General features: G+C 73.2%; 12 protein-coding genes. 7 read left to right on the forward strand and 5 right to left on the reverse strand.

Annotated elements, in window-relative coordinates:
• Positions 1-56: 56 nt before the first annotated feature.
• The 3 genes from ACSU53_RS01040 to ACSU53_RS01050 form a co-directional block, all read right to left on the reverse strand.
• A complete protein-coding gene (locus tag ACSU53_RS01040) occupies positions 57-1,754 on the reverse strand; it encodes a tetratricopeptide repeat protein (protein ID WP_437024300.1) in 1,698 nt (565 codons plus the stop codon).
• Positions 1,755-1,859: 105 nt separating this feature from the next.
• Positions 1,860-2,363, reverse strand: a complete 504-nt coding sequence (locus ACSU53_RS01045; protein WP_437024303.1) for a hypothetical protein — start codon at positions 2,361-2,363, stop codon at positions 1,860-1,862.
• Complete coding sequence (locus ACSU53_RS01050) at positions 2,360-4,756, reverse strand: molybdopterin oxidoreductase family protein (protein ID WP_437024305.1); 2,397 nt, start codon at positions 4,754-4,756, stop codon at positions 2,360-2,362. Before ACSU53_RS01050 ends, ACSU53_RS01045 begins: the two co-directional genes overlap by 4 nt.
• 228 nt (positions 4,757-4,984) lie before the next feature.
• On the opposite strand from ACSU53_RS01050, the gene ACSU53_RS01055 reads away from it, so the two are divergent.
• On the forward strand, positions 4,985-5,806 hold the full coding sequence (locus ACSU53_RS01055) for an SAM-dependent methyltransferase (RefSeq protein ID WP_437032963.1): 822 nt from the start codon (positions 4,985-4,987) through the stop codon (positions 5,804-5,806).
• A 122-nt stretch (positions 5,807-5,928) separates the two neighbouring features.
• On the opposite strand, the gene ACSU53_RS01060 is transcribed toward ACSU53_RS01055, so the two are convergent.
• Both ACSU53_RS01060 and ACSU53_RS01065 read right to left on the reverse strand, forming a co-directional pair.
• Positions 5,929-6,849: a helix-turn-helix domain-containing protein gene (locus tag ACSU53_RS01060; protein ID WP_437024307.1), complete on the reverse strand. Its 921-nt coding sequence runs from the start codon at positions 6,847-6,849 to the stop codon at positions 5,929-5,931.
• Between the two features lie 153 nt (positions 6,850-7,002).
• The gene (locus ACSU53_RS01065) at positions 7,003-7,233 is read right to left on the reverse strand and encodes a DUF397 domain-containing protein (RefSeq protein ID WP_164337438.1); all 231 of its coding nucleotides are present in this window, start codon (positions 7,231-7,233) and stop codon (positions 7,003-7,005) included.
• Between the two features lie 329 nt (positions 7,234-7,562).
• On the opposite strand from ACSU53_RS01065, the gene ACSU53_RS01070 reads away from it, so the two are divergent.
• From ACSU53_RS01070 to ACSU53_RS01095, 6 genes are all read left to right on the forward strand, one after another.
• Positions 7,563-7,991 carry an ATP-binding protein gene (locus tag ACSU53_RS01070; protein ID WP_437024310.1) on the forward strand — a complete coding sequence of 143 codons (429 nt, stop codon included), beginning with the start codon at positions 7,563-7,565 and terminating at the stop codon, positions 7,989-7,991.
• A 29-nt stretch (positions 7,992-8,020) separates the two neighbouring features.
• Positions 8,021-8,566, forward strand: coding sequence for a hypothetical protein (locus ACSU53_RS01075; RefSeq protein WP_437024311.1), 546 nt, complete (start codon positions 8,021-8,023; stop codon positions 8,564-8,566).
• 482 nt (positions 8,567-9,048) lie between these two features.
• Positions 9,049-9,243, forward strand: coding sequence for a hypothetical protein (locus ACSU53_RS01080; protein WP_437024313.1), 195 nt, complete (start codon positions 9,049-9,051; stop codon positions 9,241-9,243).
• 346 nt (positions 9,244-9,589) lie between these two features.
• Positions 9,590-12,334, forward strand: coding sequence for a SpoIIE family protein phosphatase (locus ACSU53_RS01085; protein WP_437024314.1), 2,745 nt, complete (start codon positions 9,590-9,592; stop codon positions 12,332-12,334).
• Between the two features lie 124 nt (positions 12,335-12,458).
• A complete protein-coding gene (locus tag ACSU53_RS01090) occupies positions 12,459-13,823 on the forward strand; it encodes an FAD-dependent oxidoreductase (protein ID WP_437024316.1) in 1,365 nt (454 codons plus the stop codon).
• Positions 13,824-13,953: 130 nt separating this feature from the next.
• On the forward strand, positions 13,954-14,451 hold the full coding sequence (locus ACSU53_RS01095; RefSeq protein WP_437024318.1) for a lamin tail domain-containing protein: 498 nt from the start codon (positions 13,954-13,956) through the stop codon (positions 14,449-14,451).
• Positions 14,452-14,485: the final 34 nt, after the last annotated feature.

Genomic DNA, 14,485 nt, shown 5'->3' on the forward strand with positions numbered 1-14,485 from the left:
CGGCCCGCCACGCCGGCCGGTGCGACGGTCCGCGCGCGGGCCGCGCGGACGGGCGCTCAGGGGCAGTGGCAGCCTTCGTCGCCGGCGGGTCCGGCCGGGCTCGTCCCGAGCCGGCAGAAGCAGGACGACTCGACGGGCACGTCGGCCACCGCGGCCGCCGTCCTCAGCTGCTGGGCCACGATCGCCGCCTCCGCCGTCCGTCCGGTGCGCATCAGGCACTCGTGGAAGCCGTGCAGGGCCCAGACGTTGCCCGGGTGCTGCAGCGGGCGGGGCAGTACGGGGTCCAGGCCCAGGTCGGCCCGGTAGACGGCCTCGGCCTCCTCCACCCGCCCCTGCTCCAGCAGGAGCGCCCCGTAGGCGTGCCGGGTGGGCTGCATCCAGCCCCAGGGTTCGTCGTAGGGCAGCGTGTCGTCGAGGTGGACGGAGTGCTCCAGCGCGGCGAAGGCCGCGCGGTGGTTCCCCTTGCGGTACTCGAGTTCGCCGTCCAGCATCGCGGAGGCGATGGCGAGGATGTCCGCACAGGTGTTGTTGAACAGCATCCGGGTGTCCGGGACCCGCTCCACGGCGGCCCGGAACGCCGTCCGTTCCTCCTCGGCCCGGTCGACGGCGCCGGTCGCGGACAGGGCGACGCCGCGGGCGTAGTGGAGCATCGCGGTGGTGACGCAGTAGAGCCCGGGGTCCTCGGGGAAGGGCAGCGCCAGGATGTCGTCCCAGCGGCCGAAGCGGATCAGCACGTGCACCCGCATGGCGAGGAAGCCCTCCAGCCAGTCCGCCATCGGCGGGCTCTGCACCCTCAGCAGCTTCTCGGGTACGGCGGCCTCCAGCCGGGCCGCGGCCTCCAGGGCGGTCCGGGACAGGCCGGCGAACATGGCCCCGTAGACGGTGAAGTGGATGTTGTGCGCCCGGTAGAGCGTGTAGAAGTTCATGGCCCCGGCGCGGGCGAGGTACTTCTCGTCCGCGGCGACGGCGAGGGTGTTGTCGGTGACGACCCGGCGGTAGTCGCCGCACAGCACTTCGAGGTGCGACGGCATGTGGAGCAGGTGTCCGGCGTCGGGTACGGCACCGCGCAGCCGGTCGGCGACGGTGAGGGCCGCTTCCGGGGTGGGCGACATCTCCATCAGGTGGATGTAGAGGTGCACGACGCCGGGGTGGTGCGCGCCGGCGTCGGTGGCGAGGGCCGCGTCGAGGACGGCCTTGGCCTCCAGCGTGCGGGCGCCCTCGGCCGGGAGCCCGGTGCGCAGGTCCCACAGCTGCCACGGGGTCAGGTTCATCTGGGCATCGGCGCACAGCGCGGCCACGTCCGGGTCGCCGGGGGCGTCCCGGTGGACCTCCCGCATCCGGTCGGCGTAGGGCTCGTTCCACACCGAGCAGTCGGCGGCCGGCCGGTCCTGCGGGTAGCGGGCGCGCAGCGCGGCGACGAGCGCCTGTTCGACGGGGGTGGCGCGGGCCGCCGTGGCGTGGGCCCGTTCCACGGCCTCGTGCGTGCGCGCGACGGTGCGGGCGAGTTCGTCGCCGTCGAACGCCTCCCACGGCTTGTTGTAGTTGGGGCCGAGGGCGTACGCGATGCCCCAGTGGGCCATGGCGCAGCCGGGGTCGGCCGCCGCGGCCCTCTCGAAGCAGGCGACGGCCTCCTCGTGGTGGAAGGCGTAGGTCCACACCAGTCCCCGGTCGAACCAGAGCTGGGCCTGCGGGGAGTCGGTGGTGACGGGCCGGGTGTGGGTGCCGAGGTCGTAGTAGTCGTCCGTGGCACGCATGGCGCTCTCCCGGGGAGGCGGACGGGCCGGCGGGGCGGTCGCGCCCGTGTCTGAGGGGACGGAACCGACGATAGCGGTGCGCGGCCGCCCCTGCCGACCGCAGCCTCAGTCCGGGACGGACGTGCTGGTCAGGAGCTGGGGGGACAGGACCTTGAGCATCGTCTCGGTCCAGCGCAGCTGCCGCACCGTCTGCGGGTGGCAGTCGGAGACCAGGCCGAGGAGACGGGTGTCCCGGCGGGCCTGGGCCGCCTGGCCGAGCATCTCCCAGTGCAGGGAGTTGCCGGCCGCCGCCAGGTGCAGGTCGCGCAGGTCGTGCAGCAGGAGCAGGCCCGGCTCGGGGCGGCGTCCGAGGGCCTCGGACGCCTTCTCGCGCAGGGCGGTCAGGATGCCCGCCTGGGGCCTGTCGCGTGGTCCGGACAGGTCGAGGCCGTGGTCGCGGCCGAGGTCGGCGAGCCGCGCGGCGTGCTCCCGGGACCAGCGGGCGACGTCGGTCGCGACGTGGCGGAACTCGTGCTCGACGCGGTGGCGGGCCGCCGCGGCCAGCAGGTCCTGCTCCAGGTCCCGTTCGCCGTCGTGCAGGAGGCGAAGGACCAGGGCGATGCTGTTCATGAGCCGCTCCCCGTCGTCTCGTCCGGGCTGTCGGCCCGGTCCCGGTCGGCGCGGCGGGCGACGAGGGTGACGCGGGCCGCGGCCGTCTTGAACAGGGGCTGCTTGGAGACGGGGTCCCAGTCGGTGACCGTCGTCTCGTTGGCCGCCCGGCCGGCGCCGTCGTCGGGCGGGCGGTGGCCGGCCGGGGTGTCCCAGTAGCCGTAGTGGAAGGGCACGAACACCATGCCGTCGCGGATCGCGGTGGTGCGCAGGGTGGCCCGGATCACGCCGCGCGGGGTGGTGACGTGGACCAGGTCGCCGTCGGCGAGTCCCTGGGCGGCGGCCTCGCGGGGGGAGATCTCCGCCCACACGTCGGGGGCGGCGGCGTTCAGTTCGGGGGCCCGGCCGGTCTTGGTGCGGGTGTGGAAGTGGTACACCGTGCGGCCGGTGACGAGCTGCAGGGGGTGCTCCTCGGAGGTGTCCTCGTGCGGCGGGATGTACTCGGCCGCCTTGAGGACGGCCCTGCCCTGCGGGTTGAGGGCGCGGTACCGGTCCGCGCCGACGCTCGCGCCGGTCACCAGGTCGCGGCCGTAGCTCTCGCACACGTCGGGGGCGGCGTGGGCGATGCCGTCGGTGTACAGGCGCGGGGTGCCGTCGGGGGCGTCGGCGGTGCAGGGCCACTGGATGCCGCCGTGCCGGCGCAGCTTGTCGTAGCTGAGGCCGGTGTAGTCGCAGGGGCGTCCGGCGCTGCACCGCTGCCAGGCGGCGAAGGCGGACTCGGGGTCGTGCCAGCCGATGAGCGGGGCGCCGTCCTTGTCCCGGAAGTCCATGCGGGCCGCGAAGTCGAGCAGGATGTCGAGGTCGGAGCGCGCCTCGCCGGGCGGTTCGACGGCCTTCTCCGACAGGTGCACGGTGCGGTCGGCGTTGGTGAAGGTGCCGGTCTTCTCGCCCCAGGTGGCGGCCGGCAGCACGACGTCGGCGAGTTGCGCGGTCTCGGTCAGGAACACGTCCTGCACCACGGTGAACAGCCGTTCCTGGGAGAGGATCGAGCGGATGCGGGACAGTTCGGGCAGGGACACCGCCGGGTTGGTGGCGCTGATCCACAGCATCCGCAGGGAGCCCTGCTCGGCGTAGCGGAAGATCTGCATGGCGTGGGTGGGCGGCGCGTAGTGGGGGATGTCCCCGGGCTCCAGGTTCCACAGCCGGGCGAGTTCCTCGATGTGCCGCGGGTTCTCCCAGTTGCGGAAGCCGGGCAGGTCGCCGTTGGCCCCGCACTCCCGGGTGTTCTGGGCGGTGGGCTGGCCGTTCATCTGGAGCAGTCCGCAGCCGGGGCGGCCCAGCATGCCGCGGATCACGTGCAGGTTGTTGACCTGGACGGCCGCGGCGGCGGCCTGGTGGGACTGGTAGACGCCCTGGAGGACCGTGGACAGCAGCCGCTCGGCGCTGCCGAGGATCTCCGCCGCCCGCTCGATCTCGGCGGCCGGGACGTCGCAGATCTCCGCGGCCCACTTCGGTGTGCACCGCTCGACCGCGGCGGCGAGTCCGTCGAAGCCGACGGTGTGCGCGTCGAGGTAGGCGCGGTCGACGCGGCCGGTGCGGATGATCTCGTGCAGCAGGGCGTCGAGGAGCGCGACGTTGGTGCCGGCGCGGGGTGCGAGGTGCACGTCGGCCCGGCGGGCGACGGGGGTGTAGCGGGGGTCGACGCAGACCAGCCGGGGCGGGTCCGGGCCGTCCAGGCGGTCCAGCATGCGCATCCACAGCACGGTCTGGGTCTCCGCGACGTTGTGCCCGAAGAGGGCGAGGGTGTCGGCGTGGTCGACGTCCTCGTAGGAGCCGGGCTGGCCGTCGCTGCCGAAGGTCTCCTTCAGGGCCTCGGCGGCGGTCGCCGTGCACAGGCGGGTGTTCCCGTCGAGGTGGTTGGTGCGGATCCCGCCGCGGGCGAGCACCGCGAGGGTGTAGTACTCCTCCAGGAACAGCTGTCCGGAGGTGTAGAAGCCGATGGAGCCCGGCCCGCGCTCGTCCAGCAGGTCGCGGGTGCGGGCGGCGATCCGCTCCATGGCGGTGTCCCAGTCGGTCTCCACGAGCCGGCCGTTCTCGCGCACGAGCGGCCTGGTGAGGCGGTCGCGCGAGTGGTTGGCCTGCCAGCCGTAGAGGTCCTTGGGGCCGAGGCGGCCGCGGTTGACCCGGTCGTCGGCCCGGCCCCGCACGCCGACGATGCGTCCGTCGCGCACGGCGATGTCCATCGCGTCGCCGTTGGAGTGCAGCAGGGACGCGGTCCGTACCCAGCAGTCCACCTCGTCCTCGGTGACGCCGTCGGCGAGGTGCACGTCTGTTCGGACCGGCCAGGGGGCACCGGCGGCATAGGGGGTGCGGGCCCCCCAGGGGTCGGCGATCCGGTGGGGTGTGCTGTTCAAGGTCCACCTCCCGCGGGCAGAGTCGGCTCAGCGGCGGGTACCCGGTTCCCGGGGCCCGTCACATGACCGTACGTGTCCGTGCACGTGCGGCCTGTGGCCGGCCGGGGTCGGCGGGTCGTTCGATCGAGGGCCGGTTCGCCAACGGGCTGGCCGGGAGCGCTCGGGCCTCCCTAAGATGTACTCCCTGTCCAGCCAGTCCAGTTGGCGCGGTACTCCGCAGGGGGAATGATGCATTCCGGCAAGCAGCTGTCCACCGAGATCGACGCAACCGTGCCGACGGCCGCACGCATGTACGACTACTACCTGGGCGGCAAGGACAACTACGCGGCCGACCGGGCCGCCACGGAGGAACTCGACAAGGTGGTGCCGAGCACGCGCCGCCTCGCCCTCAACAACCGCCGCTTCCTCCAGCGGGTGGTGCGCACCCTCACCCAGGAGTACGGCATCCGGCAGTACCTGGACCACGGTTCCGGCCTGCCCGCCCAGGAGAACGTCCACCAGGTCGCCCAGCGCATCGACCCCACCACGCACGTGGTGTACGTCGACAACGACCCGATGGTGCTGGTCCACGGCCGCGCCCTGCTGGAGCAGGACGAGCGCACGGTGGTCATCCAGGCCGACATGCGCGACACCGACGGCATCTTCGGCCACCCGGAGACCCAGCGCCTGATCGACTTCTCCGAGCCGGTGTGCGTGCTGTTCAACTCGACGTTCCACTGCATCCCGGACAGCGACACCGACGGCCCGCTCGCGCTGGCCCGCCGGGTGCGCGAACGGCTCGCGCCCGGCAGCTTCATGGTGATGTGCCAGCTGGTGAGCGAGGACCCCGAGGTCCGTGAGTTCGTCACGAATTTCATGGACCAGGCGACACAGGGCAACTGGGGCCGGGTGCGTGAGCCGAAGGACGTGCACGGCTACTTCGAGGGTCTGGAGATCCTGGAGCCGGGACTGGTGGAGGTCTCCACGTGGCGCCCCGACACGGAGGTGGCGCCCCGTCAGCTGACGGACGAGTGGATCGAGTTCGGCGGCGTGGGCCGGCTTCCGCTCTGACCCGGCCGGGTCCCGGACACCCGGAACACGACGACGCCCTTCGCGCGGCCTCCTGGGAGGCCGGGCGAAGGGCGTCGAGTCGTCCCGGCCGGGTGCGCGGGGCACCCGGCCCGGCCGCGGCCCTACGGGCCGGGGTAGCGTTCGGCCATCGTGGTGCGCAGCAGTTCCAGGGAGTCGCGGGGCTTGAGCGCCTCGTCGGCGAGACGGTCCAGCGCGATCCGGTACTCCTCCGTCTCGTCGCGGTCCTCCAGGAAGTTGGCGCTGCGGATGTGCTCCAGGTAGACGACGTCCGGCAGGTCGAGGCCGCCGAACCGCAGATAGGTCACGGGGATGGCGGGGGCCGACGCGTTGGTCACGCCGAGCGGGACGATCTGCACCGTCACATTGGGCCGCGCGGCCATGCTCACCAGGTGCTGGAGCTGCTCGCGCATCACCTCGGCACTGCCCAGGACCCGCAGCAGCACCGACTCGTCGATGACCGCCCAGAGCTGGGGAGCACCGTCCCGCATCAGCAACTCGGCCCGCCGCATGCGCAGTTCGACGCGGCGCCGGATCTCGCCCGCGGGCGCGTTGGGCAGGCCGCGCTCCACCACCGCACGCGTGTAGGCGGCGGTCTGGAGCAGGCCCGGGACGTACTGGATCTCGAAGGTGCGGATGGTCGCGGCGGCCTCCTGCAGCCCCACCAGCCGGTCGAACCACTCCGGCATCAGCCGCTTGTCGTACCGCTGCCACCAGCCCGGTTCACCGGCCCGGCGCAGCAGCTTGAGCAGGACGGACGCCTCGTAGTCGTCGGTGCCGTACAGCTTCAGCAGGGTCCGCACGTCGGCCTCGGTCGGCGGGCGGCGGCCCTTGCCGGACTCGATGCGGGACAGCTTGGCGGCACTGAAACCGGCGGCACGGGCGGCCTGTTCCTGGGCGAGCCCGGCGTCCTCGCGGAAGCCCGCGAGCTGCACACCGACCAGCATCTTCAGCAAGGTCGGGGCCGGCTCGGGCCGGTCCAGATATGGCTCCAGACGGGAGATACGCGGCGACGCGGCGGACATCCTGGCTCCCAGACAGACCGGCACAAGGGCGATTCACACTATCGCACCTCTGCCCGGTCCGCCGCACCGGACGACGAGAACCCGCTGAGAAGTGGGGAGTTGGGCTCCGGTTGACCGGCGCCGGCCGCCTGGACCGACGCCGGTGCGGGAGGGTCAGACGAGGTGGTCGAACTCCCCGTCCTTCGCCCCGGCCAGGAAGGCGGCCAGCTCCGCCGCCGTGTACACCAGCGCGGGCCCGTCGGGGTCACGGGAGTTGCGCAGCGCGACGCCTCCGTCGAGCAGGGGTGCCACTTCCACGCAATTGCCCTCGGCGTTGCTGTGCCGGCTCTTGATCCAGTGGGCGTCCAGCTGGCTCGCCCGCACTCCGTTCCGCACTCCTGGCACCGCAGTCTCCTTGCTGTTCACGTGTCCTGCCGCGCACGAGGCCCGGCCGTACCCCGGGAGAGCCGAGAACTGTCGGCCGCACTCGCCCCTCCCGAAAAATCTCGCGCAATTTCTCGTGCAATTGCACGCGAGCGCTGTCAGCGTGGATAATAGCTGCGGCGTCAACCCCCTTGTTGGCGCACCGTTTCTGACGTCGCATCGGGAGAGATGCCGTGTCATCACCTGCGCAACACGTCCTCCGGCTGCCGACCGGAGCGGGAGCTCAGGCGAGTGGCTCCGGCCCGGCCACCGTGCTCGCCGCCGGTCCGCCCACCGCGGTGCCGCACCCGGTGCCGCATCCCGCCGGCGCCACGCCGGCCCCGGTGGCGCTGCGCGTCGAGTGCAGCCGGGAGGGGTTCGCCCGGGCCCGGTACTTCACCCGCAGCACCCTGGACGCCTGGCGCCTGGGACACCACGGTGACGACGCGGCCCTCGTGATCACCGAACTCACGGCCAACGCCGCGACCCACGCGGCACGGCGGTGCGCGGGCGGACCCGAAGTGCGGCTCGGCCTCCGGCTGGGCCCGGCCCACCTGCTGCTCACCGTCTCCGACTCCGACGACCGTCCGCCCGTCCGCAGACCCGGCAACGGCTCCCTCCTGGAGCACGGCCGGGGCCTGTGCATCGTCGACGCCCTCTCCGAGGCGTGGGGCTGGTCCCCCACGCCCCCGGTGGGCAAGACGGTGTGGGCCCGACTGTCCACCCGCCCTCCCCACTGACACGACTGCCGCGGAAAGGCACCGACGCCATGCGCAGCGCTTCGACGGAACAGCCGAGCAGCGAGCGCCCCGTGCGCCGCACTCCCCCCACCGGGGTGGTCCGTACGACACCCCTCACCGGACTGTCCCGGGTGCCGTGGGCCGACATCCAGGACTCCACCGGATCGGCGGCGGCCATCCCCCTGCTGCTCAACGGCATCGCCTGGGGGGACGCCGAGACCGCCCGGTCCGCGCTGGAGGACCTGCGGCAACGCATCTGCCAGTACGGGTTCGTGGTGGAGCAGGCCACCGCCGCCACCGTCCCCTTCCTCTGGGAGCTGGCCCAGCTGCCGCACGTCAGCTGCCGCCCGCAGATCATCCAGCTCCTCAAGTCCATCGCCGACGCCCGGCAGTGGGAGTGCACCGCCGCCGCGTACCCCAAGCTGCTCAACCGCCGGGAGAACCCGGTGGTGTGGGAGCGGGCCGCACGGCAGGCGGTCCGCTCCCGGCGCGCCGACCTCGGCCGCCTGATGGCCGAGCCGGACACCGAGATCGCCCGCGCGACCAGCGAACTGGCCCGCGCCCTCGGCGACTGACACACCGGGCGCCGTCCTGTGACGACGGCCCGGGCAAGACCGCTCGCGGATGGCCGGGGGACGGTCCGTGCGCCGCGGAAGGGCCGCGCGCGGCCACAGGGGGGTGACCGCGCGCGGCCCTGTGACGCCGGGGGACGGGGGCGACCTCCGTCCCCCGGGGTGGCTATCCCTCCCGGCCGGGCGGCACCCCGGGGGCGGAAGCGGCGCCGGCCGGCCGCCCCCGCCGCCGGGACCGTGACCCTCACCGCGCGTGCCGGATACGCCTCTGCGCCGCGGATCGGCGGCAGTTGGGGGGCCATGCGCCCGGGAGAAGGGGCGACCCCCGCGGTACGGCTGCCCCGCGGCGCGGTCTCCACGGCGGGAGGCCGTCGCTCCCCTTCTCGTACTCCGGCGCGGTTCCGCGTACCGCCGTCGCGTGGCCCGCGCCGCCGCCCCCGCGCCGTACGCACGCGGCTGTCACACCCTCGGTCTAGCGTTGGCGCATGGACATGAACGACCCCCAGGACGTCGGCGCCGCCTTCGGCGCGATCATCCTCGGCGGCACCCTGAGCGAGGAGCCGCCGCCGCCCGACTCGCCCCTCGGCCGCGTGCGCGCCTTCGTCGCCGAGCACGGCGCGCAGGCGCTGAGACGTGAGCACATCGAGGCCGCACAGCAGGGGCGGCCCCTGCTGCCCTGACAGGCCCGGCGGGCACGCCGACGGGGTTTCTCGGGGCAGCGCGCGACGCGGCCGGACCGTGGTCGCGCGGTGCGGCCGGCGGCGGCCCGCCACACGCGCCCGCGCCGCGCCGCGCGGGACACGGCCGCGGCGCGCACCGTGTCCCGTGGCCTGCCGGGGCCCGCCGTGCGCCCGGGCGGCCGTCCCCCCTCCCCCGGCGCACCGCACCGGCGGCGCACCGGCGCCGATCGGTCCCGCCGCGCCCGTTCCGGTGGCGCGACCCGCGGGGCGGGGGCGGAGGACGCCGTCCCACCCTCCCCTCCGTGGGCGAAGACGCGCCACATTGGCCGGTAGTTACACTCGGCACATGGTCCGACTCAGGGGTCGCTCCACGGCCCGGCCGTCGCTTCGGCCCGGCGCCGTCGCGTCCGTACGGCAGCGGCGGGAGGAGGGCGACCGCTCGCGAGGGCATCCGGCGGCGGCTCTGCGGTCGGTGCTGAGCGGGCGCAGCGTCGCCGGACAGGTGTTCGTCCTTCATCTGGTGATCGTGCTGCTGCTGGTCGTGGCGGCCGTCGTCGCGCTGGTGCTCCAGGTGCGCAAGGACAGCACGCAGGAGGCCCGCAACCGGTCGCTGGCGGTCGCGGAGACGTTCGCCAACGCCCCGGGGACGATCGAGGCGCTGGAGTCCCCCGATCCCACGGCCGTGCTCCAGCCGCGGGCCGAGGCGGCCCGTGAGGCCTCCGAGGTCGACTTCATCGTCGTCATGAACACCGACGGCATCCGCTATACGCACCCCAGACCGGACCGCATCGGCAAGCAGTTCGTCGGCACCCTGGATCCCGCGCTGGCCGGGGAGCCGGTGGTGGAGGAGATCGACGGCACGATCGGCCGGCTGGTGCAGGCGGTGGTGCCGGTCGAGGAGGGCGACGGCACTGTCGTGGGGCTGGTCTCGGCCGGGATCACCACCGAGAACGTCGGGGGCGCCGCCGACAACCAGCTGCCGCTCGTGCTGGGCGCGGCCGCCGCCGCGCTGGCCCTGGCGACCGGCGGGGCGGCCCTGGTGAGCCGGCGGCTGCTGCGCCAGACGCACGGCCTGGGCCCCTACGAGATGACCCGGATGTACGAACACCACGACGCGGTGCTGCACGCCGTGCGGGAAGGCGTCGTCATCGTCAGCGGGGACGGCATGCTCATGCTGGCCAACGACGAGGCGCACCGGCTGCTGCGGCTGCCCGACGACGCCGAGGGCAAGCAGGTCCTCGACCTCGGCCTGGACCCGGGCACCGCCGAGCTGCTCTCCTCCGGGCGGGTCGTCACCGACGAGGTGCACCTGGTGGGCGACCGGCTGCTGGCGGTGAACCAACGGCCCACCGACCGGGCCGGAGGGCCGCCGGGCAGTGTGGCCACGGTCCGCGACTCCACCGAGCTGCGCGCGCTGTCCGGCCGGGCGGAGGACGCCCGGGAGCGGCTGAACATGCTGTACGACGCCGGGGTCGGCATCGGCACGAGCCTGGACGTCACGCGGACGGCGGAGGAGCTGACGGAGCTGGCCGTGCCGCGGTTCGCGGACTACACGACGGTGGACCTGTTCGAGCCGGTGCTGGACGGCGGACAGCCGGACGCCACGGCCGCGCTGCGCAGGGCGGCGCGGGCCGGGATCACCGAGGACGCGCCGCTGTATCCGCTGAACCACACGATCCGCTACGTCGTGTCGTCCCCGCAGGGGCGCAGCCTGACCTCCGGGCGGCCGGTCCTGGAGCCCCGTCTCGGCGACGCGCCCGGCTGGCGGGCGCAGGACTTCGAGCGGTCCGGGCAGGTGGTGGACTTTGGCATCCACTCGCTGATCACGGTGCCGCTGCGGGCCGGGTCCCTGATCCTGGGGGTCGTGAGTTTCTGGCGCTCGGAGAAGCCCGAGCCGTTCGACGAGGACGAGCTGGCGCTGGGTGAGGAACTGGTGGCGCGGGCGGCGGTGTCGATCGACAACGCCCGCCGGTACACCCGGGAGCACGGCATGGCGGTGACGCTGCAGCGGAGTCTGCTGCCGCGCACCCTGCCGGAGCAGACGGCGCTCGACATCGCCTACCGCTACCTGCCGGCGCAGGCGGGGGTCGGCGGGGACTGGTTCGACGTGCTGCCGCTGTCGGGCTCCCGGGTGGCCCTGGTGGTCGGCGACGTGGTCGGGCACGGACTGCACGCGGCCGCCACGATGGGGCGGCTGCGCACCGCGGTGCACAACTTCTCCGCGCTGGACCTGCCGCCCGAGGAGCTGGTGTCCCTGCTGGACGAACTGGTCGCCCGGATCGACCAGGACGAGACGCAGGACGAGCACAGCGCCCCGGTGACGGGTGCGACCTGCGTCTACGCGGTCTACGACCCGGTCACCCGGCGGTGCACCGTGGCGCGCGCGGGCCACCCGCCGCCCGCGCTGATCCACCCGGACGGCACCGTGGAGTACCCGGACGTGCCGGCCGGTCCGCCGCTGGGGCTCGGCGGCCTGCCGTTCGAGACGGCGGAGCTGGAGCTGGCCGAGGGCAGCCGGCTGGTCCTCTACACGGACGGACTCGTGGAGGACCGCCGCCACGACATCGACGTGGGACTGGAGGAGCTGCGCAAGGCGCTGGCGGGGGCCGGGGAGTCGCCCGAGGACACCTGCCGTGCGGTGCTGGAGGCCCGGCGCCCGGCGAAGGCGGTGGACGACATCGCCCTGATCGTGGCCCGGACGCGGGCGCTCGGCGCGGACCGGATCGCCGAGTGGCCGGTGCCGTCCGACCCGGCGGCCGTGGCCGAGGTGCGGGCCGCGGTGACCCGCAAACTGGCCGAGTGGGGGCTGGAGGAGCTGACGTTCACCACGGAGCTGATCCTCAGCGAGCTGGTGACGAACGCGATGCGTTACGGCGGGGACCCGATCCAGGTGCGGATGCTGCGGGACCGGCACCTGATCTGCGAGGTGTTCGACAGCAGCAGCACCTCCCCCCATCTGCGGTACGCGACGATGACCGACGAGGGCGGGCGCGGGCTGTTCCTGGTGGCGCAGCTGTCCGAACGCTGGGGCACCCGGTACCTCCCCGCGGGCAAGGTGATCTGGGCGGAACAGGCTATTCCGGGCACATAAGCCGATGCCAGGGATGCCATAAGATCGGCTTATGAGGGCATAGACGGGACCCCGGTACCGACTTAGGCTTGCCTTAGTTTAGGCTTCCCGGGAGACGCCTGACCTCGCTCGAAGGGAACCTGACATGCCCCGCCCCCTGCGGGTAGCCGTCGTCGGATCCGGCCCCGCCGGGATCTACGCCGCCGACGCCCTGCTCAAGTCCGACGTCGCCGCCGACCCCGGGGTGTCCATCGACATCTTCGAGCGCATGCCGGCACCCTTCGGGCTCATCCGCTACGGCGTCGCCCCGGACCACCCGCGGATCAAGGGCATCATCACCGCCCTGCACCAGGTGCTGGACAAGCCGCAGATCCGCCTGTTCGGCAACGTCGACTACGGCTCGGACCTCCACCTCGACGACCTGCGGATGTTCTACGACGGCGTCATCTTCGCCACCGGCGCCATGGCCGACCGCGCGCTGCCGCTGCCGGGCATCGACCTGGAAGGCTCCTACGGGGCCGCCGACTTCGTCTCCTGGTACGACGGCCACCCCGACGTGCCGCGCACCTGGCCGCTGGAGGCCGAGAAGGTCGCCGTGCTCGGCGTCGGCAACGTCGCCCTGGACGTGGCGCGCATCCTCGCCAAGACCGCGGACGAGCTGCTGCCCACGGAGATCCCGGCCAACGTGTACGACGGCCTGAAGGCCAACAAGGCCGTGGAGATCCACGTGTTCGGCCGCCGGGGCCCGGCCCAGGCGAAGTTCAGCCCGATGGAGCTGCGGGAGCTGGACCACTCCCCCAGCATCGAGGTGATCGTCGACCCCGAGGACATCGACTACGACGACGGCTCCATCGCCACCCGGCGCGGCAACAAGCAGGCCGACATGGTCGCCAAGACCCTGGAGAACTGGGCGATCCGCGACACCGGCGACCGTCCGCACAAGCTGTTCCTGCACTTCTTCGAGTCGCCGGTGGAGATCCTCGGCGAGGACGGCAGGGTCGTCGGCCTGCGCACCGAGCGCACCGAACTGGACGGCACCGGGAACGTCCGGGGCACCGGCACGTTCAAGACCTGGGACGTCGGCGCCGTGTACCGCGCGGTGGGCTACCTGTCCGACCAACTGCCCAAGCTGCCCTGGGACATCGACTCCGGCACGGTGCCGGACCGCGGCGGCCGGGTGCTGCAGGAGAACGGCGAGCACCTGCCGTCCACGTACGTCACCGGCTGGATCCGGCGCGGGCCGGTCGGCCTGATCGGGCACACCAAGGGCGACGCCAACGAGACGGTCGCCAACCTGCTGGACGACTACGCCAACGGGCGGCTGCTGACCCCCGAGGCGCCCGCCCCGGAGGCCGTGGACGCGTTCCTGGCCGAGCGCGGCGTCCGCCACACCACCTGGGACGGCTGGTACCGGCTGGACGCGGCGGAGAAGGCGCTGGGCGAGCCCCAGGGGCGGGCCCGCGTCAAGATCGTCGAGCGTGAGGACATGCTGCGGGAGAGCGGCGCCTGAGCCCTCCGGCCCGGGGGCCGGTCGGATGATCGGCCTTTCCGGGGTGGGCGCGACGGCGGTTGTGTACGATCCCCCTTCACCGAAAGACCACATGTCCTTCACAGGAGGGACATGGAGGGGGGATTCTCACATGCGCATACGCACTGCCGCCGTCGCGGCCACCGTCGCCGCGGGCGCGCTGGCCGCACTCACGGCCGCGCCGGCCCAGGCCGCCGAGTACACCTCCGCGCTCAAGGTGCGCGGGGTCCAGTACGACGCGCCGGGGCGCGACTCCAACAAGTGCTCCGGGGGCAACACCCACCAGGAGTACCTGACGGTCAAGAACTACTCGAAGACCAAGAAGGTCAACCTCAGGGGGTACGTCGTCAAGGACGCCGCCGGGAACCGGTTCACCTTCACCGCGAACCACTACCTGGAGCCCGGCGACTACGTGAAGCTGCGGGGCGGGCACGGCACGGACTCCGACAAGAAGAACGTCGCCTACCGGAACAACTGCAACTTCCTCTGGAACAACGACAAGGACACCATTTACCTGATCAAGCCGTCCGGCAGCCGCGCCGACGTGCACACATACACCAAGCGGGGCTCGGACCGCGACGGCAACGGGTACATCACGTTCCACAAGTGACCGGCCGTCGGCCGGCCGGCGCCCGCCGGCCGGT

The sequence above is a fragment of the Streptomyces sp. enrichment culture genome (genome assembly GCF_964273255.1).
GTDB lineage: Bacteria > Actinomycetota > Actinomycetes > Streptomycetales > Streptomycetaceae > Streptomyces.